The 22,821-nt window shown below is 43.0% G+C and carries 18 protein-coding genes; 9 read left to right on the forward strand and 9 right to left on the reverse strand.

What is annotated here, in order from left to right:
• Nucleotides 1-2 precede the first annotated feature (2 nt).
• From ABID99_RS27655 to tilS, 3 genes are all read right to left on the reverse strand, one after another.
• Nucleotides 3-944 carry a hypothetical protein gene (locus ABID99_RS27655; protein WP_139160073.1) on the reverse strand — a complete coding sequence of 314 codons (942 nt, stop codon included), beginning with the start codon at nt 942-944 and terminating at the stop codon, nt 3-5.
• A 217-nt stretch (nt 945-1,161) separates the two neighbouring features.
• Nucleotides 1,162-1,644 (reverse strand): hypothetical protein, encoded by a 483-nt coding sequence (locus tag ABID99_RS27660; protein ID WP_090534476.1) that lies wholly within the window; start codon nt 1,642-1,644, stop codon nt 1,162-1,164.
• Nucleotides 1,641-2,978 carry a tRNA lysidine(34) synthetase TilS gene (gene tilS, locus ABID99_RS27665; protein ID WP_373615773.1) on the reverse strand — a complete coding sequence of 446 codons (1,338 nt, stop codon included), beginning with the start codon at nt 2,976-2,978 and terminating at the stop codon, nt 1,641-1,643. The genes ABID99_RS27660 and tilS overlap by 4 nt, the downstream gene beginning before the upstream one ends.
• A 51-nt stretch (nt 2,979-3,029) precedes the next feature.
• On the opposite strand from tilS, the gene ABID99_RS27670 reads away from it, so the two are divergent.
• Together ABID99_RS27670 and ABID99_RS27675 are read left to right on the forward strand one after the other, a co-directional pair.
• A complete protein-coding gene (locus ABID99_RS27670; protein WP_373615774.1) occupies nt 3,030-5,606 on the forward strand; it encodes an OstA-like protein in 2,577 nt (858 codons plus the stop codon).
• 272 nt (nt 5,607-5,878) lie between these two features.
• Entirely contained in the window at nt 5,879-6,124 is a 246-nt protein-coding gene (locus ABID99_RS27675; protein WP_091216455.1) for a hypothetical protein, read from the forward strand.
• Between the two features lie 17 nt (nt 6,125-6,141).
• Here the strand turns inward: ABID99_RS27675 and ABID99_RS27680 are convergent, their stop codons facing one another.
• Nucleotides 6,142-6,429 (reverse strand): hypothetical protein, encoded by a 288-nt coding sequence (locus ABID99_RS27680; RefSeq protein ID WP_373615775.1) that lies wholly within the window; start codon nt 6,427-6,429, stop codon nt 6,142-6,144.
• 236 nt (nt 6,430-6,665) lie between these two features.
• On the opposite strand from ABID99_RS27680, the gene ABID99_RS27685 reads away from it, so the two are divergent.
• From ABID99_RS27685 to ABID99_RS27700, 4 genes are all read left to right on the forward strand, one after another.
• Nucleotides 6,666-7,751, forward strand: a complete 1,086-nt coding sequence (locus ABID99_RS27685) for a Gfo/Idh/MocA family protein (RefSeq protein WP_090534483.1) — start codon at nt 6,666-6,668, stop codon at nt 7,749-7,751.
• A gap of 3 nt (nt 7,752-7,754) precedes the next feature.
• The gene (locus ABID99_RS27690) at nt 7,755-8,504 is read left to right on the forward strand and encodes a glucosamine-6-phosphate deaminase (RefSeq protein ID WP_373615776.1); all 750 of its coding nucleotides are present in this window, start codon (nt 7,755-7,757) and stop codon (nt 8,502-8,504) included.
• A 77-nt stretch (nt 8,505-8,581) separates the two neighbouring features.
• Nucleotides 8,582-10,297, forward strand: coding sequence for a GMC oxidoreductase (locus ABID99_RS27695; protein WP_373615778.1), 1,716 nt, complete (start codon nt 8,582-8,584; stop codon nt 10,295-10,297).
• A 25-nt stretch (nt 10,298-10,322) separates the two neighbouring features.
• Complete coding sequence (locus ABID99_RS27700) at nt 10,323-11,081, forward strand: DUF1080 domain-containing protein (protein WP_373615779.1); 759 nt, start codon at nt 10,323-10,325, stop codon at nt 11,079-11,081.
• A 154-nt stretch (nt 11,082-11,235) separates the two neighbouring features.
• On the opposite strand, the gene ABID99_RS27705 is transcribed toward ABID99_RS27700, so the two are convergent.
• From ABID99_RS27705 to ABID99_RS27720, 4 genes are all read right to left on the reverse strand, one after another.
• Nucleotides 11,236-12,939, reverse strand: a complete 1,704-nt coding sequence (locus ABID99_RS27705) for a CocE/NonD family hydrolase (protein WP_373615780.1) — start codon at nt 12,937-12,939, stop codon at nt 11,236-11,238.
• Between the two features lie 30 nt (nt 12,940-12,969).
• Nucleotides 12,970-13,668: a LytR/AlgR family response regulator transcription factor gene (locus ABID99_RS27710; protein WP_373615781.1), complete on the reverse strand. Its 699-nt coding sequence runs from the start codon at nt 13,666-13,668 to the stop codon at nt 12,970-12,972.
• Nucleotides 13,665-14,723: a sensor histidine kinase gene (locus tag ABID99_RS27715; RefSeq protein WP_373615782.1), complete on the reverse strand. Its 1,059-nt coding sequence runs from the start codon at nt 14,721-14,723 to the stop codon at nt 13,665-13,667. The genes ABID99_RS27710 and ABID99_RS27715 overlap by 4 nt, the downstream gene beginning before the upstream one ends.
• Nucleotides 14,724-14,900: 177 nt before the next feature.
• Nucleotides 14,901-15,386, reverse strand: coding sequence for a hypothetical protein (locus ABID99_RS27720; RefSeq protein WP_373615783.1), 486 nt, complete (start codon nt 15,384-15,386; stop codon nt 14,901-14,903).
• Nucleotides 15,387-15,467: 81 nt separating this feature from the next.
• On the opposite strand from ABID99_RS27720, the gene ABID99_RS27725 reads away from it, so the two are divergent.
• Nucleotides 15,468-18,422 carry a hypothetical protein gene (locus ABID99_RS27725; protein WP_373615784.1) on the forward strand — a complete coding sequence of 985 codons (2,955 nt, stop codon included), beginning with the start codon at nt 15,468-15,470 and terminating at the stop codon, nt 18,420-18,422.
• A gap of 16 nt (nt 18,423-18,438) precedes the next feature.
• Here ABID99_RS27725 and ABID99_RS27730 read toward each other — a convergent pair whose 3' ends face one another.
• The gene (locus tag ABID99_RS27730) at nt 18,439-20,778 is read right to left on the reverse strand and encodes an RND family transporter (RefSeq protein ID WP_373615785.1); all 2,340 of its coding nucleotides are present in this window, start codon (nt 20,776-20,778) and stop codon (nt 18,439-18,441) included.
• Nucleotides 20,779-21,203: 425 nt separating this feature from the next.
• On the opposite strand from ABID99_RS27730, the gene ABID99_RS27735 reads away from it, so the two are divergent.
• Nucleotides 21,204-21,572, forward strand: coding sequence for a diacylglycerol kinase family protein (locus tag ABID99_RS27735; protein ID WP_090534500.1), 369 nt, complete (start codon nt 21,204-21,206; stop codon nt 21,570-21,572).
• Nucleotides 21,562-22,287, forward strand: coding sequence for a DNA repair protein RecO (recO, locus tag ABID99_RS27740; protein ID WP_090534502.1), 726 nt, complete (start codon nt 21,562-21,564; stop codon nt 22,285-22,287). Before ABID99_RS27735 ends, recO begins: the two co-directional genes overlap by 11 nt.
• Nucleotides 22,288-22,821: the final 534 nt, after the last annotated feature.

Genomic DNA, 22,821 nt, shown 5'->3' on the forward strand with positions numbered 1-22,821 from the left:
AATCAGGGTTGTAAGCTTTCGGCTATATGTGATTTTTGGAGATGGGTTTGAGCATTGAACCGGGGTGATAACAAAGGTGACAAATGCGTGTTGGCCTCCTCCGATTTAAATTCATAAACAATTACAGTGCAATTATATCCCGGCTTAAAAGGTTTCTTTTTAATGGCATCCGGTAAAACATTGGCTGCCATACGGATCCATTCCAGTGCATTGCCTGCGGTTACAGGTGTGCTGGTTGCGTTAAATGGCACATCCGTTACCAAAAAAGCGAAAACCCTGAAATATCCTTTACGGGGAGCAAAAAAATCTAACAGGCTCATACTTTGGTACCGCCCTTCAGAAAAACGGTCACTGCCGCTAACGGAAGTAGCATCGTCATTAATTTCTTCTACTTTGGTAACTACTACAAAGCCATCAGGAATAGCGTAGTACCCAACGTCACCATAATTGCAATTTGATGAAGTAATGGCTCTATAGATAATGTTGCTTGCATCGCCTAATAACTGGCAGCTGCTAAAAATCGCATCGTCAAGTACCGCATAAGTATAACCTGAGGGCGGAGGAAAAGGGAAAGACTTAATAGGGGCAACTGCTTTGTCAAAAGCCACCATCAGGGTATCCTGCGATAACGCCTGGAAATTTTGTTTTTGATCGGTAGTGAGCAGTTGACTGGCTTTTTGCCGGGTTTCAGTCTGTAATATCATTAAACTACGTTCAGATACAACAGGCGACACCCGTCTTAGGTCGTTTGCTTTTATTTTATAAGCTCTTAATAATGAATCAAGCCTTCTTTGCTGTTCTGTTGAAAACGCATAACGGGTGGGCATACGGCGCATAATAACCTGAGGAGTAGATTGCGGCCTGGGGCGGCTGATTATTTGTGCAAAGGCCAGGTTGCTCATGATACATAAATACCAAAGCAATGCACTTTTAAAGAGGTTCATACCAATTACTTTAAGGTTAAACTATTTGATAGAAACTAATGGTGCCGTTGTAACATATAAGGCAAAAGCTTTATTCAAAAGGCTGCCTGTAGCATACGGTCCAAATATAAACGGTGGTATTTTAAATAACGTAAGTAGTTTTACTCAATATGGTAAATGTGAGCGCGTAATTTTACCTGAATCAGGCGGTTGATGGTCAGTGCATTAAGGGGACTGATTACTTCTTCATTTCTTCCTTTACCGCCCTCAAAAACTCATTAGGATGTTTGGAGCCGATGATATAAAGCAGGCCATCGCGATCTGTAAGGTGGATAGCTTCGTTGCCTGATGTGAAAAAGCGGATGGTACCTTTGGTGTGCAGGTTATAAACCGGGTTGTTGAAAAGATAGCGGCTATAGGTACCTTTTTCAGCCTTGACAATGCTGTTCAAATCTATTTTTACCAGTTTGGTTGTCCATAAGCCATCGAGCATAACGCTTTTGTTTTCTACACGGGTGCGAAAATGCAGCAGGAACCCCATAATAATGGAAATAATGATGATGGCAAAACCTACAACAACCAGTAAATCGCCGTTTCGTTCACGTTCGTCGGTAAAAAAGTAGGCAGCAAAACAAAACATGGCTAAAACCAGGCGTATGGTTAGCGGTATAAATTCCCGGCCAAGGTATTGTTTTTCGGTAAAAACGGATTTATCGCTCATGTTAGTTTAAACAGTTCGAAGATAGTAACTTTTTTAGTGTTATCACTCACTTTATACCTTTCATCGGGGCGATAGCCGCCAACCCACATAATTTCGCCATTGCCATTTACCAGGATTGGGATTTCTTCCTTTTGGTGCAGCGGCACTTTTTGATTAATAAAAAAGTCGCTCAGCTTTTTTTTGCCCTTCATCCCCAAAGGGAAAAAATGATCGCCCTCGTGCCAGGTACGCATTTTTAACGGATAAACTAACTTATCAGCATCAATGGATACTGCCAACGGATTATCTTTTATAATCAGCGGACTATCATCATGCAGCAGGTTAAGCTTATAAACGCCAAAATTTGCTTCATGGTCTGTGGCATTGATAATAACTTCGGACAGGTGGGTCGCTGTTTTTTGTTTGAGAATGATGTTTTCCCTGTCAAGCAATAAGGTATGTGTTCCGGACTCAAATACCCGGCCCGGATGTTTATCAAGTGAGGCAATGAGATCGTCGATGGTAGTTTCATTAAAACCGTATTCATCCAGCAGTTTAAAAAGAAGCAGCCGTTTGGGGTTTAGGTTTTTTACTTTGGTAATGGGCAGGTATGTAAGGTCATTATGTATCTGCGGCAACGCTTGCCTTAATTCATCAAGCTTAAGTTCAAGCAATAGTTCCAGGTCACGGAAATGGAGCAGGTTGTTTTCAAATGTTTTTTCCAGCGATGGGTTCAGTTCCTTCAGCTTAGGTACTACTTCAAGCCTGATCTTATTGCGGGCATATTTTGCCGAGGCATTGGAACTGTCTTCAACAAAAGTTAAACCTTCGGCACTAACAATTGTCTGTATCTCCGTGCGGTTAAGAAAAAGCAGAGGCCGTACCAACCTGCCGTTTTTGGGCAAAATGCCGTGCAGGCCGGCAATTCCGGTACCGCGTGTAAGGTTTAACAATATTGTTTCGATAGTATCGTTTTGGTGGTGAGCAAGCGCAACAACCTCATAACCTGATTGCTGACCCATGGTTTCAAACCACTGATAACGTAAATCGCGGGCTGCCATTTGTATGGATACCCTGTTGTCTGCGGCGTATTGCTCTGTATCAAAATTAACAGTATGAAAAGGTACACCAAGAGCTGTGGCGAGGTCACGGCAAAAGGCCTGATCGCGCAGGGCTTCATTACCACGCAGTTGAAAGTTACAATGGGCAATACCAAAATCATAACCCGCGGCTTTAAGCAGGTGTACCATTAAAACCGAATCGATGCCGCCGCTTACAGCTGCCAGTATTTTGGCAGCAGGCGTAAATAAGCTGTTTTGCTCAATAAAATTAACAAACTGATTAACTGGCAGCATTCATCAAAATTATTAATTTAATAACCCCAACAAAAAACTAATTTTGCCATTGTGAGGAAATACGTTTTATGCTTTTTGTTTTTGGCGATGGCAACTACAGCCATGGCTCAAAAAAAATCAATTGTAAACCTGATACAATCTGAACGAAGCACCGGCGGAAAAACGGCTAGCGGCAAACAGCTGATTAAGGTATATAAAGGTGTGTTTAAGCAGGATTACTCTATCCTCCGGTCGGATAGTGCTTACTTTTATCCCAGCGATAATGCTTTTGATGCTTTTGGTAATGTAAACATAAACCAGGGCGATACGCTGAACATATTTTCGGATAAACTGAACTATAACGGCAATACCAAAACGGCCATCCTTACCGATAATGTTAAAATGGTTGACCGTGATGCCACACTAACCACTAATTATCTTACCTATAATACAGCCAGCCGCATAGGCACTTATACAGGCGGCGGAAAGTTGGTGAATAAGGACAATGTGCTTACCAGTAAAAACGGTTACTATTTTGCTTTTAGCCGCGACTCATATTTCAGGTACGATGTGGTGCTCACCACACCCGATGCTTTGATAAAAAACGATACCCTTAAGTATAACACGGGTACGCGTATTGCCTATTTTTTCGGCCCAACCAATATTTACGGCACCAAGGATAAAGATACCCTGTATACCGAGAACGGTTTGTATAACACCGTTACCGAGCAGGCGTATTTTGGTAAAAAAAACTCATACAGACAGGGTACCAAATCATTAAAAGGTGACAGCCTTTTTTACGATAAGCTGAAAGGCTATGGCCGCGCGGTAAAAAACATCACCTTCGAAGACAAGGAACAAAAAGTAACCATTAAAGGCGACCTGGGTACTTATTACAGGGCCGAAGAAAAAACTGTTGTTACCGAAAATGCTTATGTGGTACTGATCTCCGAGCAAAAGGACACCAGTAAAACCGATACCACGGCAAAGCAATTACCCGCTGCAAATAAGAATGCCAAAGCGGCGGCCAAAAAAGTAACTGACCTTACTAAAATTGCTAATGCTATAAAACCTGATAGCAACCGCAAAGCCCCGGCCAATACTATTCCCGTTAAACAGCCTTTTGCCATAGGTAAAAAGGATAGTGCCAATGTTGATATGGCGACTACGCTGGTACAGGGTGCTTTAAAAAATAATAAAGATGCTAATGCCGATGCTTTGATAAAAGCGGCAACACAGGCCAAAAAAGGGAACGAAAAGCTGATCGATTCGGCACTGAAGGCGGCGGCCCCAGCATTAAAAAACAATAAAGATAAAGCGAATATAAAAAACATAGGCAGCCTGGCCGGGGTAGCCGATGCTATTAAGCCTGGGGTTGCTAAAGTAGCAGGAAAGCTTGTCCCCGTAAAAACAACTGTGGCGCCGAAGGATACCAGCCACATCAAACGCGATTCGATATATATGACTGCTGATACGATCGAAACGCAGATCATGACCTATAAAAACCAGAAAATTTACCAGGAACGCCAGCGTACTTTACGCGATACTACGTTGAAACAGCGTAAACTGGCGGCTGATAAAAAATCGTCAAAGTTCCTCACTGCTTATTATATAAAGGTGCCTAAAGATACAAGTTATTTTCACCGCGATTTTTTTGGAAAGCCTAAACCGGTAAATGATTCATTACAAAGGAAAAAGGACGCGCTCGCTGCCGCTAAAAAAGCAAAGCAGGATAGTATATACCGTGAACAAATGCAACGCGACCCGGTTTTTAAACAATACCCGGTTAATTTGAAAGATACGGCACGTGTGCGGATGCTTATTGGCCATCACCACGTTAAGATCTTTAAATCAGATCTGCAGGCTAAATCCGATTCGGTATTTTATAGCAACAGCGATTCTACCATGCGCATGTATGTAAACCCGATTATCTGGACACAGGGTTCGCAGTTGAGCGGTGATACCGTATATATGCAAATGCGCCATAAAAAGCTGGATAATATTGAACTTTTTCCCTCGGCATTTATCGTAAATATTGAAAAGGATGACTCAACGCATTTTAACCAGGTGTCGGGAAAAAAGATGCGGGGATATTTTAAGGATGACAAGCTTGACCAGATGTATACGTTTGGTAATGCCGAAACCATTTATTTTCAGCGCGACAGCGGCAAGGTTTCGGGTATGCAGCGGTCATTAAGCAGCCGGATCCGTACCATTTTTAAAAAGAACCAGGCTACGGATATTTACTTTTTAACCAAGCCCGAAAATCGTTATATCCCTATCGAAAAAGTTAAAGAGGATGATAAGATATTGAAAGGCTTTTTGTGGAAACCTAAAGAGCGTCCGGCATCAAAAGAAGACATTATTAAGAAGCGCAGTAAAAAAGCACCGGCAACTAAATCTCCAGGAAAAAATGCTCCTGCTAAACCCGGAACTGCTAAGCCGGGAGTGAGCCTCAAAGCGGATAGCCTGAAGAGCCCCGGAATAAAAAACCTCCCGGATAGTACCCTAAAAGTTGATACTGGGAAGAATAATGTGATAAAATTTAAAAAGGATACGATAATCAGAAATTTTGTGCCAAAACTACCCGGAAATGGGCAGAAAAAGGACAGTATTGTTAACAAAACGCCATCTGTTAAGAAAAACTGATCCAAAATTGAAAAAAAGTAACATTTTTTATCAAAAAAATTAGTCTACTAATTCTATAGTGCTTATATTTGACTAATTGTTATTATCGTTCTAACCAATTAGTTCTTTATGATAAATAATGAGGTCAGTCAACTTAAATTTAAAAAAGAGACAGCCGGCGGGCTATCTCTTTTTTTTCTGCCTCATTTTAAAACATGTTTAAACAGCTGTTTTATTTGTCAATAAAGTAAACATCATCAATCGTGGTATGTTATCTCAATAAACAAACTGCCATGATCGATCAAAAAGACACCACTCCGGCCGCGAAAGATGGGAAATATGAGTTCCTGATCAACTACTCAGAACGTGAGCTTACCTGCCGTGTTGAAAAAGAGCAAAATAAGCTGCATGTTTTTATTGATAACAACATCAATGCCGAGCTGGAACTGCAGCCCGACGGCAGCCTTACACAGGCCAGCGGCAATGCCCTGCCCGAATCAACCATTGAGTTTATAAAAAAGCATATCATGGAAGGGTAGGAGATAAAACTGTTGCTTTAAACTTGGGGATGGTATTTATAAAGGCTCTCGTTAAATTCCCGTAACATACTTGAAACCGCTTCTGTCAGCAGGTAAGCTTCGGGCGAAAGCGGGCAGAACAATGGTGGCCAAGAGCGCAGGAAAGGGCATAGCAAGTTTTTGCAGGAGCGGGAGCCTGTGAAGGCAGGGCAAAATAATTGCAGCCCGTGGTTCTGCCCGGTTTGCAGGACAAAGGCCTTGCGCGCAAAGAAGCCTATCTGCTGACTTGATTTATTCGCGAAGTATTTTGTTTTATAGGTGCTCATGAGCTCACTCGGCTCGGTTTTGGTTCTTTTTATCAAGAAAAAGAACAAAGCCAACCCACGGCGATTGAGCGGGCCAATGTGACTTGGATACAACAACAGCTCTTACATGCTCCCAACAAGCATCTTCCAAAAATTTTCAATTTCTAAATATTATTCATTAATCTTGAACGGTATTCTAAACCAGATAAACCCTGCGCGCTGTTCCAATTATCGGCGCTTTATTATATATACATTTTATGAACAAAACTAAAGTAGCCATACTGGGTGCCGGTTTTATCACCGATATTCACATGGAATCATACCATCGTTTCATTCCCGAAGCTGATGTTGTGGCCTGCTATGCCCGCAAGCCCGAAAAAGCCGAAGCCTTTGCCGAAAAATATCACATAGCCCAATGGTTTGATGATATTGATAAACTGCTTGCCGAATCGGGCTGCGAAGTGGTAGATATCTGCTTACCAAACTACCTTCATGCCGAAGCTACCATCAAAGCAGCCAAAGCCGGCAAGCATGTAATTATTGAAAAACCACTTGCCGTTACGCTTGAGGAGGCCGATGAAATGATAGCCGTATGCAAGGCCAACAACGTAAAGCTGATGTATGCCGAAGAGCTTTGCTTCGCACCCAAATATGAGCGGGCAAGGCATTTGGTAAAAGAGGGCGCCGTCGGCGAGATCTATATGCTGAAGCAGGGCGAAAAACATTCGGGTCCGCATTCGGATTGGTTTTATAATATCAATTTTTCGGGCGGTGGGGTGATCATGGATATGGGCTGTCATGCGTTAGGCTGGTTTAGGTGGATGCTGGATAATGCCAAGCCTAAAAGTGTGTATGCCAGCATGAGCACGGTGCTGCATAAAGGTCGTACCAAAGGCGAAGACAATTCAGTAATTATCGTTGAGTTTGAAAACGGGGTAACTGCCGTGGCAGAAAACAGCTGGGCGAAACATGGTGGGATGGATGACCGTTGCGAAATCCATGGCCTTAGCGGCGTTATTTATGCCGATTTGTTTATGGGCAATGCAGCAGTAACATACAGCCGCGATGGCTATGGTTACGCCATGGAAAAATCGGATACTACACAAGGCTGGAGTTTTACCATTTTTGAAGAGGCTTTTAACCAGGGTTATCCGCATGAGCTAAAACATTTTATTGATTGCGTACAGAACAACAAAACCCCGCTTGTAACCGGGGAAGACGGCAGAGCTGTGCTCGAACTTATCTATGCAGCTTATGCTTCGGCAGGTGCCGGCAAAAAAATTGAGCTGCCATTTTCGGCAAAGATTGATAAACCTGTAAATCTTTGGCTCGATAATAAATAACAAATGAAACTACATACATATCCTGATTATAATACCATGTCGAAGGCGGTGGCCGACCTGGTAGTTACCTTGGTTAACCAAAAGCCGGATGCGTTGATCTGCTTCCCTTCCGGTGATTCGCCAACCGGTATGTTCAGTTACCTGGTTCAGTATGCAAATAACGGACAGGTTGATTTTAGCCGAACCAACTTTGTGGGACTGGATGAATGGGTTGGCCTCGACCGTACTAATGATGGCAGCTGCACTTATTTCCTCGAAAAGCACTTTTTTACGCCGCTTAATATTTCGCCCGGTAAAGTAAAGTTCTTTAACGCTGTGGCTGATGACCTGGATGCCGAATGCCAGGCCATGAATAAACATATTGATAAACTTGGCGGATTGGATATGATGGTGGTTGGCGTTGGGCTTAACGGACATATCGGTCTTAATGAACCCGGCGCCGATTTTCATTCTTATGCGCATCATTCGCCTTTAGCACCGATTACTATAGAGGTTGCTCAAAAATACTTTACGACCGATACTGTTTTAACCGAAGGTATTACACTTGGCTTACGGCATTTGGCCGAAGCTGCTGTACCGGTGCTGATAGCCAGCGGAAGTAAAAAAGCACCAATTATTACTGAGGCATTGCAAGGATGTGTTACCAACGATGTACCGGCATCAATATTTAAAACGCTGCAAAATGCGCAGATATTTATGGATGATGCCGCGGCCGCACAACTGGAAGCCGAAGGCAAAAACTTAAAGCTTTAAGCTTTCGGACTTCTGCTTTCAGCTTTATAAAACCTATTGACAATTAAACAGTTTATTAACCATAACCAATTGTAACCATGCCTCAAGACCCCCAGAAAGCTAAAGATCAGTTTACCTATGATGCTATAGTGATAGGCTCAGGTATTAGCGGCGGATGGGCGGCGAAGGAGCTTTGCGAACAAGGTTTAAAAACGCTTGTACTTGAACGGGGCCGGGATGTACAGCATATCAAGGATTATCCCACAGCAACTATGGATCCCTGGGAGTTTAAGCACCGGGGCGAAATGACGAAGGATTTTCTGAAAGAAAACCCACTGATCAGCAGAGCTGCCGGTTATGGTGAGGACGATGCCCATTTTTTTGTGAAAGATGAAGATCATCCTTACATACAGGAAAAACCGTTCGACTGGATCCGAGGTTATCAGGTTGGTGGTAAGTCGCTTACGTGGGGGAGGGCTTGCCAGCGATGGAGCAAGTTTGAGTTTGAAAACCCGGCCCGTTTTGGTTACGGCATTGAATGGCCTATTAGTTACGATGATGTAGCGCCATGGTACTCACATGTAGAAAAATTCATAGGCGTTTGCGGTAATAAAGACGGCATTGAGGCTATGCCCGACGGGGAGTTTTTGCCTCCTTTTGATATGAACGCAGTGCAGGAACATATCAGCAAAAAGATAAAAGAAAACTATCCCGACAGGCACCTGGTACATGCCCGCTGGGCGCATATTACTGAGCCGAAGCAGATCCACATAGATCAGGGGCGCGTTAAATGTATGGCACGGAACCTGTGTATGCGCGGCTGCCCCTTCGGTGGTTATTTTAGCTCAGTGAGTTCAACGCTGCCCTGGGCCAAAAAAACGGGTAACCTCACTATACGTCCCTTTTCGGTAGTGCATTCAATTATTTATGACGAAAAGCTTGGCAAAGCTACTGGGGTAAAAGTTATCGATACCAATACCAAAGCGGAGTTCGTGTATAAGGCCCGGATCATTTTCATGAATGCTTCGGCATTGAATACTAACCTCATCCTGCTCAATTCAAAATCAGAAAGGTTCCCGAACGGGCTTGGCAATGATAATGGCCTACTGGGTAAATACATCGCTTTTCAAAATTACCGGGCATCGGTAACGGCAGATATGGATGGTTTTTTAGATCGATATTATTTTGGCCGTAACCCAACCGAGCTGATCCTGGCCAATTATCGTAACCTGCACAAACAGGAAACCGATTATAAAGGTGGCTTCACCACGTTTATGGGTGCATACCGTAACCGGGGACCAAAAGAAACTGGCGAAGGCGGGGTAGGAGGGGCTTACAAAGATTCGCTTACAGAACCGGGCGGATGGAGTGCATATATGTACCTCCAAGGCGAAACCATACCCAAGGCCAGTAATCATGTGCGCTTAAGTCCGGATAAAAAAGATCAGTGGGGCATTCCGTTGCTGATCACATCTGTTGAGTATGATGACAATGATGAACGGATGATACAGGACTTTTTAACCCAGACTGCTGATATGTTTGAGAAAGCCGGCTGTACCAATATTCAAAAGCACGAAAACAAACAGGCGCCGGGCCTCGATATCCATGAAATGGGAGGGGTGCGCATGGGGAAAGATCCAAAAACATCGCTGCTTAACCAATGGAACCAGCTCCACTTGTGCAAAAACGTGTTTGTGACCGATGGCGCTTGTATGGCGACTACCGGAAACCAAAGTCCTTCAATTTTGTATATGGCTTTAACGGCCCGTGCTGCTACTTATGCGGTGGGTGAATTTAAAAAGGGAAATCTTTAAAACTTACTAATTAAACATAGCACCAATGAACAAGGTATTTTTAATAGCATTAACAGCCATCGCCATAAGCGGCTGCCATTCATCTACCCCAAAAAACTATAATAACGACAGCACCGTTGTTGCTGATACCAACAAAAAAACGGCGGTCACAGCTACTGGATTTGAGCGATTATTTGATGGTAAAACTACCGACGGCTGGCATGCATACGGTAAACCGGCACCGGGTTTGGCCTGGAAAGCAGAAGATGGTGTACTGCATCTTGACGCATCGCAAAAAGGCGACTGGCAAAGCAAAAACGGCGGCGACATGGTTAGCAATGGTGAATATGAAAATTTTGACCTGAAGCTGGAGTGGAAAATTTCCAAAGGCGGTAACAGCGGGATCCTGTTTCATGTTAAGGAAGATACCACTAAATATAAATACAGCTATTTTACCGGCCCCGAATGCCAGGTTGTTGATAACAAGGAAAATGAAGACGGGAAACTCATCAAACACCGCGCAGGTGACCTGTATGACCTGATCTCCATATCAAAAGAAGTAGTTAAACCTGCCGGTGAATGGAACCAGGTAGAGATAGTTTGCAACAAAAGCAAGCTTGATTTTACGATCAATGGCGAACATGTATTATCAACCACGCTATGGGATGATAATTGGAAAAAGCTGGTAGCCGGTAGCAAATTCAAACAATGGCCCGATTTCGGTACGTTTAAATCAGGGCACATTGTACTGCAGGATCATGGTGCTGATGTTTGGTACAGGAATATTGAGATTAAAAAATTGTAATGCTTGTTCATGACGAAATCGTCATTGTTGTGAGTTAGAAAATCTGATCTGTGAAGACTTACGAAGGTTCAAAAACTTCGTAAGTCTGAATTCTACAACTCGACGATATATTTCATATTCCTGCCTCTTGTTTCCTGCCGTCTCGTGTCTTTCCTCACCTCAGCACCGGAATATTAATATAACTATCATTAAACCATTTTATTTGCAGCGGTGTTTTGGCATCATTGATATTTTCATCACTTACATTTTTACCAGTTCCGTAGTTGATCTGCTCAAAAGGGCTTTTGTTGATATTGAGGAGGACAACGATACGGCTGCCTTTGCTAAATTGCTTGCTGGTGATATAGCTGTTGGTAAAGGGAATGTTTTCCATTTGTCCCGGTTTTAATAAATGTCTTTTCTCCGGGTTGCCGGCATAACTCGCCCTGCCCATAAAATAGGTGAGATAAAAATATTTCCCATCAGGCATTTCCTCAAACATAGCTACATGATAGTCCATATCTTTTTTATTAATGATCGTTTTTAAAACGCCCGAGAAAGCTCCGCTTATAGTTAAAGGTTTTGCGAGCGGATCACTTTTAAAAACAATACTGCTACCGGTATTCAAAGTGTCGTAAATAAGCTGGTTTAAAAAATAATAGCTGCTGATGCTATCCCGCCTGGCAAAGTTGACAGTTTGTGAAACGAAAGCCTTGTTTAACGGCTTAACCGGATTTAAACGGGAGTTGTCCAAATAAAACTTCAGGGTATCATTACTCATTTGTTTTAGTGATGGCACATGCCTCCACTCGTTGGCGCCCATAATTTCAAAATTGAACTTATCCTTCAAAAAAGCCGGTTTGGGTTTGTTTTTAAAGATATAATCAAACCACTGGTAAATAATTTCGTGGATGTTGACCCGCGCCGCGTCATCAATGCGGTAACCATTAAAAACCGGATCGGGGTGTCCTTGCGAACCGAAATGCCCGTAGGGGCCGATGATGACATAGTGATTGGCGTTATGATTATATTTAAGATGTTCTCGATAGTAATACATGCCGCCAATTTGCCCGCCATCGTAGTAGCCGGTGGTTGTTAACACGGGTATGTTGATATCTGCAAATTCTTTTTTATAAGGGATCATATCCTGCCAGTATTGATCATAAGTGGGGTGTGCTACCCAGTGCTTGAACATGTGGTTAACTCCGCGGCCGGTAAGGCTATCAAGGGTATGATAAGCTAAGCCTGCATTATACCATTTCCAGTACAACTGGTTCCATTGCGGACTGTTGTAATCTTTTTCATCCAGGAATTTATTGTTGCTGGTGTAATAAGTCCACGAAAAAACGAAGCTCATTTGCACATTATTGGTCATGGGTACGTCAAGCCCCGGTGCTACCGCGGCCGATGGTACAATGGTTTTAAGCGCCGGGTGAAGCTTCTTTGTAGCAGCCCATTGTGTAAAGCCGTTATAGCTTCCGCCGTACATGCCAACCCGGCCATCGCTCCAGGGTTGTTTGCTGATCCAGTCGATCACATCGTATGCATCGCGGCCGTCGGTTTCATAAGCCAGCGGCTCACCGGGACTGTTCCATTTGCCGCGGGTATAGGCAAATACACCAACATAACCCCTGTCTGCAGCTTCCTGAATTTTTAATGAATCTGTTCGTCGGGCATAAATGGTAAACTGGAAAATAGCTGGCAGCTTTTCGGTTACGCCTTTTTTGCGGGCCACCATCACGGTAACAAATGCGCCGTCACGTGTTTTTAGCAATACGCTATCCTGAAGGTAAGATCCCGTAGCTTTTTTGCTTTGTGCCGATGCCATGCTGCCAAAAACAAAGCATAGCAATAGCAGGGAGAATAATTTTCTCATCATTTTTTATTGTTTATATATGTGTTAGTTGATTTACTTACTTGCTGCCCAGTGCCTGAATTTTGCCGATTGCCGTTCGGATACTTCCAGTTGAGCACCTGTACTAAGCGTTATTTTTAAACGGCCATCCACCGTTGTTATGGTTTGGATGTATTGCCTGTTAACAATTTGCGCACGATTGATCCTGAAAAAGATATTGCTGGTCAATTTATCTTCCAACTGGTTAAGAGAGCTTTTCAGGAACACATTTTTATTGCCAAACAAAATCCGGGCATAGTTATCCATCGATTCGATAAGATGTACCGAGCTCCATTGGATAAAATGGTATTGTTGACGGTCTTTCACAAAGATCTGTCCGGCAGGGTCTGTTTTACCCAGGCGCTGCCTTGACTGCGCTATGGCTTTTTCAAATCTTTCATCGCGGATAGGTTTTACAAGGTAATCAAGCGCACTTACTTCGAAAGCTTTAACCGCATATTGGTCATAAGCCGTTGTAAATATCACCGGTGGTGCCTTCTCTAACGATTCCAGTAAGTCAAAGCCTGATTTTTCGGGCATCTGGATGTCTAAGAAAAGGAGGTCGGGTATTTGGTCATTTATTATTTTCAGAGCATCATCGGCATTGGCGGCTTCTCCTGCAATTTCAAAGTCTGGATAATTGGCCAACAGTCGCCGTATTTCATTTCTGGCAGCGCGTTCATCATCAACAATCAATACCATTATCTTTTTCATGAAACAGGAATTTTAATGGTTGCCGTTACTATGCCATTTGTTTCGCTAATGGTAAAATGGGCAAAGTCTTTGTATTGTAATCGCAAACGCTCAGTTAGGTTTTTAAGGCCAAGCCCGCTGCTATCGTCCGTCGGATTTAACCGGCCGGGATTACTTACGGATATTATCAAATTATCATGATCATTAATAAGTTGTACCCGAATGAGCCCACCTTGTTTTTGCTGACTGATGCCATGCTTTATAGCATTTTCAACAAGCGTTTGAATACACAAGCGGGGAACAAGCATACTATGATACTCATCGCCCGCTTCAATGTGATACTGTAGCCGCTCTTCAAGCCGGAGTTTTTCCAGTTCGAGGTAATCTTTAACAAGTTCCAGCTCTTCTTTTATGGAGATCATTTGTTTGTCGCCGCTGTAAAGGGAGTTTCGCAGTAGATCGGCCAGCAGGTCGATTGCCCGTCTTGCCGATTTGGGATCATCAATAACCAAAGCTTTAATGTTATTTAAAGAGTTGAATAAGAAATGCGGGTTAAGTTGTGCCGAAAGGTTGTTAAGCTGCGCATCGCGCGTAATAACCGCCAGCCGGGCATTTTCTTGGGCTATATTGATTTCGCGTTTTGCATAGTGGTATAAATGATAAGCCAGTAGCCAGATCGACATCAATCGTACCCCGGCCACAAAAATGCTATCGCGATAGAAATCAAAAAAATCGCCGAACGGTTCCGAAAACCCCGGTTTAAACCAAACCCTGAAAAGGTAAACCTTTGAAACAGTTACAAACAGGTAAACCAACCCCAATATGACGACTGCGGGTACTAACCTGGGTAATAATTTGTTTAATCCGAGGTTTTGCCAGCCCAATTTTAAGGCAAGGCAACGATATAAGTGAGTAATGAGGATATAAAGAGCAACATCGGTAGTAAATTGGAGAATGCACAATAACCAGTTAAAGCCTGGCTGATTGTAGCCTGTATACCCCCAGTAAAGCGCCGCAACCGACCAGCCAATGAGCTGACATTTCCAATAAAGTGATATAGTTGCTTGTTGTTTCAATTTGCTTGCTGCCGAATTATTATCAAAGCAACAAAAACTATTATATAGTTAAAAGATAAAGTACATGAGTGCAGGTATTTAGGGGATGAGCGCGGGAAGAGAATCGAGACTTTTAGACATAAGAGCCAGGAATGTTATGACCTGTAAAGCCTTCACAGATTTGTAACTTTAAGTGGGTTACTTCTTAGGGACTTTAAGTTTCTTCTCTCTCTTATTATCAGATACCATTTTTACAATGGTTTTGCCATGGGTTAGCTGTTTGGCATCTTTAACTTTTGCCAGCGAATTTTGCCAGGCCTCATCAACCAGTTTTTTTATTTCCTGCTGCGGAAAAGCTTCAATATCGTTCACCAGCAAATAGCGGTACTGCTTGCCTTCGCCAATAAGTATTTTGTGCGGATCGGAAAGTTCGGAGCCCCAGTAAAAGCCGAAATGGGTATTGTAATTACCCCCACGGTACAGGGCAAATGAGCAAAAGATATGGCTCATTTTTTCGGTAGGCGACCAGCCCACTGCCAAAGCATTGTAATTGTCATAAATAAGTTCGTTGGCCTGAGGGTACAGATCCCATATAAAATCGCGCAGCCATAAGGCACGTTCCCGCACTTCGGATGGGAAGGTTCTCATAAAGAAAAGCAGATCGGTAACCTCATCTTTCGGCATATTATAAATGTACAATCTTTTATTTGTTGGTAATAATAATTAACTTTATATCACCCAATTATAAACCTAAATACATCCAAATTGAAAATTCTCGGCTCCGCCAAACCGGTATTTATTTATTTGATAAAAGTAATGCGGGGTTTTATCGCCTGCCTCCTATTTTTAGCCTGCTTTTTGTTTTTAGGAGTTGAGGGCTATGCCCAGGAAAAAGACCCTGCTTCGCACTTGCTTGAAATGAAATCGGCACAGGATAGCCTTACCCGCCAAAACCCTGCCGAAAAGATCTATGTTCTACTGGATAAAAGCATTTATACCCCTGGCGATACCCTGTGGTTTAAGGCTTATCTGTTTAATGCGCCAACTCTCAACCTTTCAGCCAAAAGCGGTATCATGTATGTGAGCATTGTTACCGATAGCAATGTAATGGTAAAAAAGCAACGATTGCCTGTTGAGAAAGGGCTTAGCTGGGGCAACATCAGCCTGAAAGATATACCTGCCGGCACTTACACGCTCATTGCCTATACCCAATGGCTTCAAAACTTTAGCCAGGATTGTTTTTTTCGTAAACAATTTACCGTTGCCGATGACACAGGCAGCAATTGGCTGGCTAATTATACCTGCTCAAGTGTGATGGCTGATAACAAGGAGCAGGCACATGTTAAGCTACTGCTGAGTGATATCTATAAAGCCAACGTAGCGGGTAAGCTTGTTCAATTATCGGTATTGAAAGGCCGGAGACAACTATATCGGCAAACAATTCAAACAGATGAAAAAGGGCTTATAGATATTACTTTTAAGCTACCGGCCAAACCGGGAGATATTCGCATTGTTGCCGGAGATGGTGCAGGTAACCATGTAAATATCCCACTAAACTTTAATCGCCCCCAGGATGCCGATGTTCAGTTTATGCCAGAAGGGGGCGAGCTGATAGCAGGTTTACCGGCACATGTTGGTTTTAAAGCGATAGGTTTGGACGGTAAGGGCATCAATGTTTCAGGCGCAGTTCTGGATCATGAAAAACAGGTTGTTGCTAATTTTGAATCGGAGCATTTAGGCATGGGGAGTTTTAACCTGCCTGTTGTTAATACCGGCGAAAATTATACTGCTAAAGTAACCCTACCGGGTGGCGCAATACGTGAGTTTACTTTGCCCGATGTTAAAAAGGAAGGGATCGTTCTGAATGTGATCAATCCCCCCAATGAAGATTCTGTAAAAGTCCTGCTTTCCGCAACTGATAAAATTGCCCGGTCGGGTGAAAGCTATTTCCTGATTGGTCAAGCCCGCGAAATTATTTGTTATGGTGCAATGGTCGATTTTAAAAACGGTACATCCATTAGTCAAAAAATCGACAAAAAACTTTTCCCTTCAGGCATCACTCATTTTTTGCTACTTGATAAAAATAGCAACGCCCTAAATGAACGGTTGATTTTTATTGATAGACATGATAATTTGCATTTAAACATTAACGCAGATAAAATGGCTTATCATCTACGAGATAGTATAGCGTTACACGTTGACGCGAAAGATGCCCTCGGTAATCCGCTCGCGGGCAATTTTTCGATGGCGGTTACCGATGATTTACAAGTACATCAGGATAGCCTGAACAACGAGAGTATTGTTACCCGCATGCTGCTTACATCCGAATTGAAAGGCTTTGTGGAGCAACCCAACTATTACCTCATCGCTAACAATTCGCAAGCCAAAGCGGCACTTGATAACCTGTTGCTTACACAGGGCTGGGCAAGCTACGAATGGCCAGAGGAAAAAGGGCGGCCGGTGTATGCTGCCGAAACTGAAGCTGCGGTTAAAGGCCGGGTAATTAATGTTTTTAACAAACCTGCTAAACAAACTAAAGTGCAGCTGTTTTCAAAATCACCTATTGTTGTAACTGATACGCTTACCGATAAGGATGGCAGGTTTGCGTTCCGTAACCTCCCGCTTGCAGATACCCCAGCTTATTTTATTAAAACCGCCAAAAATTTTAACGTTGGCATTATAATGGACGATGCTCCACCACCAGTGCTGCTGGCATCTGCCGGCCCCGCACCGATGCCCTGGTATGTAAGCAATGATACTACCTTGCTCAACAGTTTGAAAAATAACCGGATGCGGCAAAACCTGGCCGACAACCTGCCCCCTGACACCAGGGCTTTAAAAGAGGTAAAAATTACAGCAAAGAAAATAGTCAAAGGCTCACAAAATTTAAATGGTCCTGGTAACGCTGACCTCTCTTTTGATGAAGCAGACATAGAAAAAGCGGGGAAAGAAAACTGGTTGCAGTTTCTTGAAAAAAGAGTTCCGGGTTTCAGAGTTGGCGAAATACATCGGCCGATATCAGATAAGGGAGATCCTATGGCGATAGGGCATTACTATTGTCTGAAATTGTCCTTACAAGGTAAGAACGCGTCAGACCTTGCAGATCCGCCACCAATATCTACAGGAGAAACATTTAGTTTTCAATGGTATTTTATTAATGATAAGCCAATTACACTAATTATTGATGGAATGCTTATGACAGAGGTGCTAAAAAGCCCCAATATCGACGAGCCCAATTTCATCACCATGAAAAACTATTTGGAAAGGTTTAATGCCGAAGATATAAAAGGTCTTGAGGTCATCACCTCGGCTAAATATAGCAGTAAATACTACACGAGATATACCCCCGCAGACTGGAAACGCGGTCTTGACCCCTCTGATTTTGCCTATATAGAACTTACTACCCGATCAGGAAGCGGGCCGGGCATAAAAAACACAGCCGGAACTTATTTATACAAACCATTAGTATTAAGTGTTCCCTCCCGCTTTTATCGCCCACGTTATCTGTCTGATAATACCAATAAACATACTCCGGATTTGCGTTCAACCATACATTGGAAGCCCAATGTAACAACAGGTGCCGATGGCAAAGCAACCATATCATTTTATACAGCCGATAAGCCATCAACTTATACTTACATTTTAGAAGGCACCAATATGGATGGTAGCGTTGGTTATACTTATGGTAAAATAAAAGTAATAGGTAATACCAGTCCATGAAACTTTGAGCCACCTATCAGGCTTCCTCAATATCCGGTCCCTTGATCTTGTTACGATCAACACCACCTTCAAGTGATAACAAAAACGCAGGCAGCAACGTAAGGTTACTGATCATAGCCACCAGTAAGGTTATAGATAATAGTACGCCCAGGGCAACGGTGCCGCCAAAATTTGATATCGCGAAAATACCGAACCCAAAAAACAGCACGGTAGCAATGAAAATCATGCTGACCCCGGTTTCGCGGATAGTGTCTGAAACTATTTTAGAGATGCTTTTTTTACTGTGACGTAATTCATGACGGTAACGGGTAATGAAATAAATGGTCTGGTCGGACGAGATACCCATGGCTATGCTGAAAATCAATATGGTTGACGGTTTAAGCGGGATGCCGAAAAAGCCCATGATGCCCGCTGTGATAATAAGAGGAATAAGGTTTGGCACCAGTGATATGGCGATCATCTTTATGCCCCGGAAAAGGATCCACATTACGCCCGCGATAAGTACAATAGCCCAGGCCAGGCTTTCATAAAGGTTTTTGAGCAGATAGTTGGTACCTTTTATAAATATGATGCTTGAACCGGTTAGCTCAACATGAAACTTTTTCGGGTTAAAGATCGAATCGATGCGTGGCTGTAATTCGGCCAGTACGGTATTCATTTTTTTTGAACCGGCATCAACCATTTCAAAGGTAACACGGGTAACGCGGTGAGTACTGTCCAGATAGGTTTTTAGCAAACCGCTTGTACCTTTGCCTGAGTTGCCGGCATAGTTGAGGATAAAGTTTTGCTCCAGTCCGTCGGGCAGGCGATAGTATTCCGGACTGCCGCCATAAAACGCCTGTGTGCTGAATTTTAAAACCTGGATCAATGATACCGAACGGCTGAATTCAGGGTAGGAGGAGATCAGTTTTTCCAGTTTTTCTACCTTGCGGATGGTGGCTAAGTTCATTACGCCGTTTTTGCGTTTGGTATCGATACTAACCTCTAAAGGAAGCACCCCGTTAAAATTCGATTCAAAAAATTTAAGATCGTGCAGGGTGTTATTGCTTTGGGGCAGGTCGTCAACCACATAGCCATTGATATTGATCCTGATCATACCAACAATGGCGATGACAACCAATAGGGCGGTGGTTAAATAGATAGTTTTACGTTTGGTATGCACCAGCTTATCTAAAGTGGCCAATAGCCCATCCATCAGTTTACTGTCTTTAATACCGGTTTGGCTCGCCTTTGGTGCAGGCAGAAAACTGAATATAATAGGCACTAAAATAAGGCTTAAGGCAAAAGTTCCCATGATACCAATTGAGGCTATTAAACCAAATTGGGTAAGCAATTCGCTATTGGTAAAGCATAACACACCAAAGCCAATAGCCGTAGTTACGTTGGCTATAAAGGTGGTGATACCTGCTCGCTCAACGGCAACCTCCAATGCAGCCATCTTATTACCGCTGATGCCATACTCATGAAAATACTTATTGAGGATAAATACGCAGTTGGGGATCCCGATTACCACAATAAGCGGTGGGATGATACCGGTTAAAAGTGTCATCTCATAATGCATCATTTGCAGTACACCAAGGCTGAATATTACACCCAATATCACGATCAATACCGGGAAAATAACCGGAAATACCGAACGGAAAAACAGTAACAGGATCAGCGCGGTAATAACTACCGAAAGGCTCAGGAACAACGAAAACTCATGGGCTACCAAATCGCCAACCACGGTACGGATAAGCGGTAAACCCGAATAATGTACTTTGATATTATGCTTGTTTTCAAATGCCTGCCCAAGCTGGTTGATCTTTTTAATGATGGGCACACGGAAAGGCGTATTAATGATCTTATCATCAAAAGTGATGGCCATCAGGGTGCTCTGGCCATCGTTACTTACAATTAACCCCTTATAAAAAGGCATGGATGTAAGTTGTTGTTTTACACTATCGACAGCCGCGGCGGTTTGCAGCAGACCGGTAACCAAAGGCTTCAGGACAAATTTATGCTGCAGGGTGTCCTTTTGCAGGTTATAGATATTAGCCGCCGAGATCACAGCCTTAATCCCTTTTATTTTCTTTAACTGTTCGCCAATCTGGTACCAGTCGTTAAAAACATCTTTATCAAAAATATTGGGCGATTTAATGCCAATAACCATCGATGAGGCATCCTGCCCGAAGGTTTTCTTAAACTCGGAGTAGCGGATAAATGCCGAATCGGTAACCGGAAGTACTTTGCCGCCATTGAAGGTGATTTTTACCTTCGACGCCTCGTAGCCCATAAAGGCACTCAGCGCTAAAACGCAGATAAAAATTATCAGCCTGTTTTTAAGAATTGCAGAAGCTATATGTTTCCAGAACATTATTAACGTGATATATAAGAGAGAGGCGCAAAACTACAAAAAATGCGTTATCTGCCTATTAATGATAGTGATAATGTGACAATGAGTTAACGGGTAACGGGTTATACATTATTACCTGATCTGCTTGCGGCGTTTAGTGTTCAATTTTTTTAGGGGTGAACACTTGTTGTTGTTTTATAAAATATTGGCCTTGATAATCAGTGTGTTATATTTTGTTGGATTGGCTGTTTTGGGGCTTTTGAACAAGTTGGTGTTGATAATCAAGGTTTTGTGTTTTGGTAAAAGAAAAAGTTGAACACCGGTTTTTTTAAAAGTTGAACACTTGTATTATGCCCTTTGCTATGTTAATATTGGCACTAATAACAATGGTATGGACACTGTAAATGCGCTATCCGCATTTGCACCTAAACTTTGTATTTTTGAACATGAAAAGGTTGATACGCAGTTTTGGTTTTGCGTTTAAGGGTTTGGGGTATGCTGCTAAAACACAGCCTAATTTCAGGTTTCATTTGGTGGCCGGAACGATTGCTGTAATCCTGGGCTTACTTTTTCAGATCTCAACCGCCGAATGGCTTTGGCTCATGGCCAGCATCGCCGTAGTGCTTATTACCGAATTACTCAATACTTCACTCGAAACACTGACCGACCTGGTTTCGCCTACTTATAACGAAAAAGCGGGGCATGTAAAAGATATAGCTGCCGGTGCTGTTGTTGTGGCTGCATTGTTCGCGCTGATAACCGGGATAGTTATTTTTTTACCGAAGATCATTTTATTGATAAGGCATGCTGCATAAAACCCGGGGAATCATATTCAGGGCTACCGATTACGGCGAAAGCAGTGTGATCGTACAGATCTTTACCGAGAAATTTGGTCTGCAATCGTACATCATTAATGGTGCTAAAAAGCCCAAGGCTAAAATAAGTCGAAACATGCTGCAACCCCTGCATTTGCTCGACCTGGTGGTTTATCACAAAAATACAGGCAGCGTGCAGCGCATTTCCGAATTAAAGAATGCGCCGGTACTGCTGAGTATTCCTTATGATGTGATTAAGAGCTGTATAGCCATATTTTTGAACGAAGTGTTGTACAAAGCCATAAAACAGCAATCGCCGGATGAAAACTTGTTCGATTTTATTTTCAGCGCTATTGAATGGCTCGATCACCAAACCGAAAGTGTTGCTAACTTTCACCTAATATTTTTAATCCACCTAACCCGTTACCTCGGTTTTTACCCCGACCGCTACATGGCGGGTGAAGCTGATTATTTCGATATAAAAAATGGACAATTCACCCGCTATAAGCCCGAGAGCATTTCCTATCTCTCGCCCCCGCATACCAATAATTTTCGATTAGTATTGCAAACCAGTTTTGAAGATATGCACCTGCTTAAACTAAGCAACGATGAACGCCGCTACCTGGTGCAAAAGCTGCTGGAATATTACGCTATGCATATCGAGGGCTTTGGCAATATCAAATCGGCAGATGTATTGGAAGAGGTGTTGGCGTAGGGCTAAAGTTCAAATTTTCTCTTTTTTGCGTTAGCGATAGTAGCGGATACCGGCCAACGTGGCTAAGGCTTGGTGCAGTATGAGCGGATAGCGCGGGCCACAGGCAACGCCCATATTACAAAACAGATCAGAAAATATATTTAATAATCAGCGCCTTGCAATTACGTCATTATAAGGAACGAAGCAATCTCCCACAGGCAGGTAACAGCTATTGTTGTAATGAACTTACATCGTCGCGCTCTTGGCCGCGCGGAGCCAGGTACTTTTGTCTTGATACAAAAGTACCCAAAAACCGAGTGAAACGAGCTCATGAGTACCTATTAAAACATATACTTAACGAATAAATCAAGTCAGCAGGGAGGCTCTTTGCGCTCACCCACTCCACAACCCGTCACGCCGGCCTTTGCCCTGCAAAACGGTCAGAACCACGGGCTGCAATTATTTTGCCCCGCTTCGCACACACATGTCCAACGCTTCCGCAAAAACGTGCTATGCCCTTTTCCTTCGCTCAAGGCCACCATTGTTCCGCCCGTT

The organism is Mucilaginibacter sp. OAE612 (genome assembly GCF_041806395.1).
GTDB classification, from domain to species: domain Bacteria; phylum Bacteroidota; class Bacteroidia; order Sphingobacteriales; family Sphingobacteriaceae; genus Mucilaginibacter; species Mucilaginibacter rubeus.

Bases quoted from the DNA above. Each gene is read 5' to 3' on its own strand.
- ABID99_RS27655 (WP_139160073.1), bottom strand. From the start codon at position 944: ATGAACCTCTTTAAAAGTGCATTGCTTTGGTATTTATGTATCATGAGC.
- ABID99_RS27660 (WP_090534476.1), bottom strand. From the start codon at position 1,644: ATGAGCGATAAATCCGTTTTTACCGAAAAACAATACCTTGGCCGGGAA.
- tilS (WP_373615773.1), bottom strand. From the start codon at position 2,978: ATGCTGCCAGTTAATCAGTTTGTTAATTTTATTGAGCAAAACAGCTTA.
- ABID99_RS27675 (WP_091216455.1), top strand. From the start codon at position 5,879: ATGATCGATCAAAAAGACACCACTCCGGCCGCGAAAGATGGGAAATAT.
- ABID99_RS27680 (WP_373615775.1), bottom strand. From the start codon at position 6,429: ATGAGCACCTATAAAACAAAATACTTCGCGAATAAATCAAGTCAGCAG.
- ABID99_RS27685 (WP_090534483.1), top strand. From the start codon at position 6,666: ATGAACAAAACTAAAGTAGCCATACTGGGTGCCGGTTTTATCACCGAT.
- ABID99_RS27690 (WP_373615776.1), top strand. From the start codon at position 7,755: ATGAAACTACATACATATCCTGATTATAATACCATGTCGAAGGCGGTG.
- ABID99_RS27695 (WP_373615778.1), top strand. From the start codon at position 8,582: ATGCCTCAAGACCCCCAGAAAGCTAAAGATCAGTTTACCTATGATGCT.
- ABID99_RS27700 (WP_373615779.1), top strand. From the start codon at position 10,323: ATGAACAAGGTATTTTTAATAGCATTAACAGCCATCGCCATAAGCGGC.
- ABID99_RS27705 (WP_373615780.1), bottom strand. From the start codon at position 12,939: ATGATGAGAAAATTATTCTCCCTGCTATTGCTATGCTTTGTTTTTGGC.
- ABID99_RS27710 (WP_373615781.1), bottom strand. From the start codon at position 13,668: ATGAAAAAGATAATGGTATTGATTGTTGATGATGAACGCGCTGCCAGA.
- ABID99_RS27720 (WP_373615783.1), bottom strand. From the start codon at position 15,386: ATGCCGAAAGATGAGGTTACCGATCTGCTTTTCTTTATGAGAACCTTC.
- ABID99_RS27730 (WP_373615785.1), bottom strand. From the start codon at position 20,778: ATGTTCTGGAAACATATAGCTTCTGCAATTCTTAAAAACAGGCTGATA.
- ABID99_RS27735 (WP_090534500.1), top strand. From the start codon at position 21,204: ATGAAAAGGTTGATACGCAGTTTTGGTTTTGCGTTTAAGGGTTTGGGG.
- recO (WP_090534502.1), top strand. From the start codon at position 21,562: ATGCTGCATAAAACCCGGGGAATCATATTCAGGGCTACCGATTACGGC.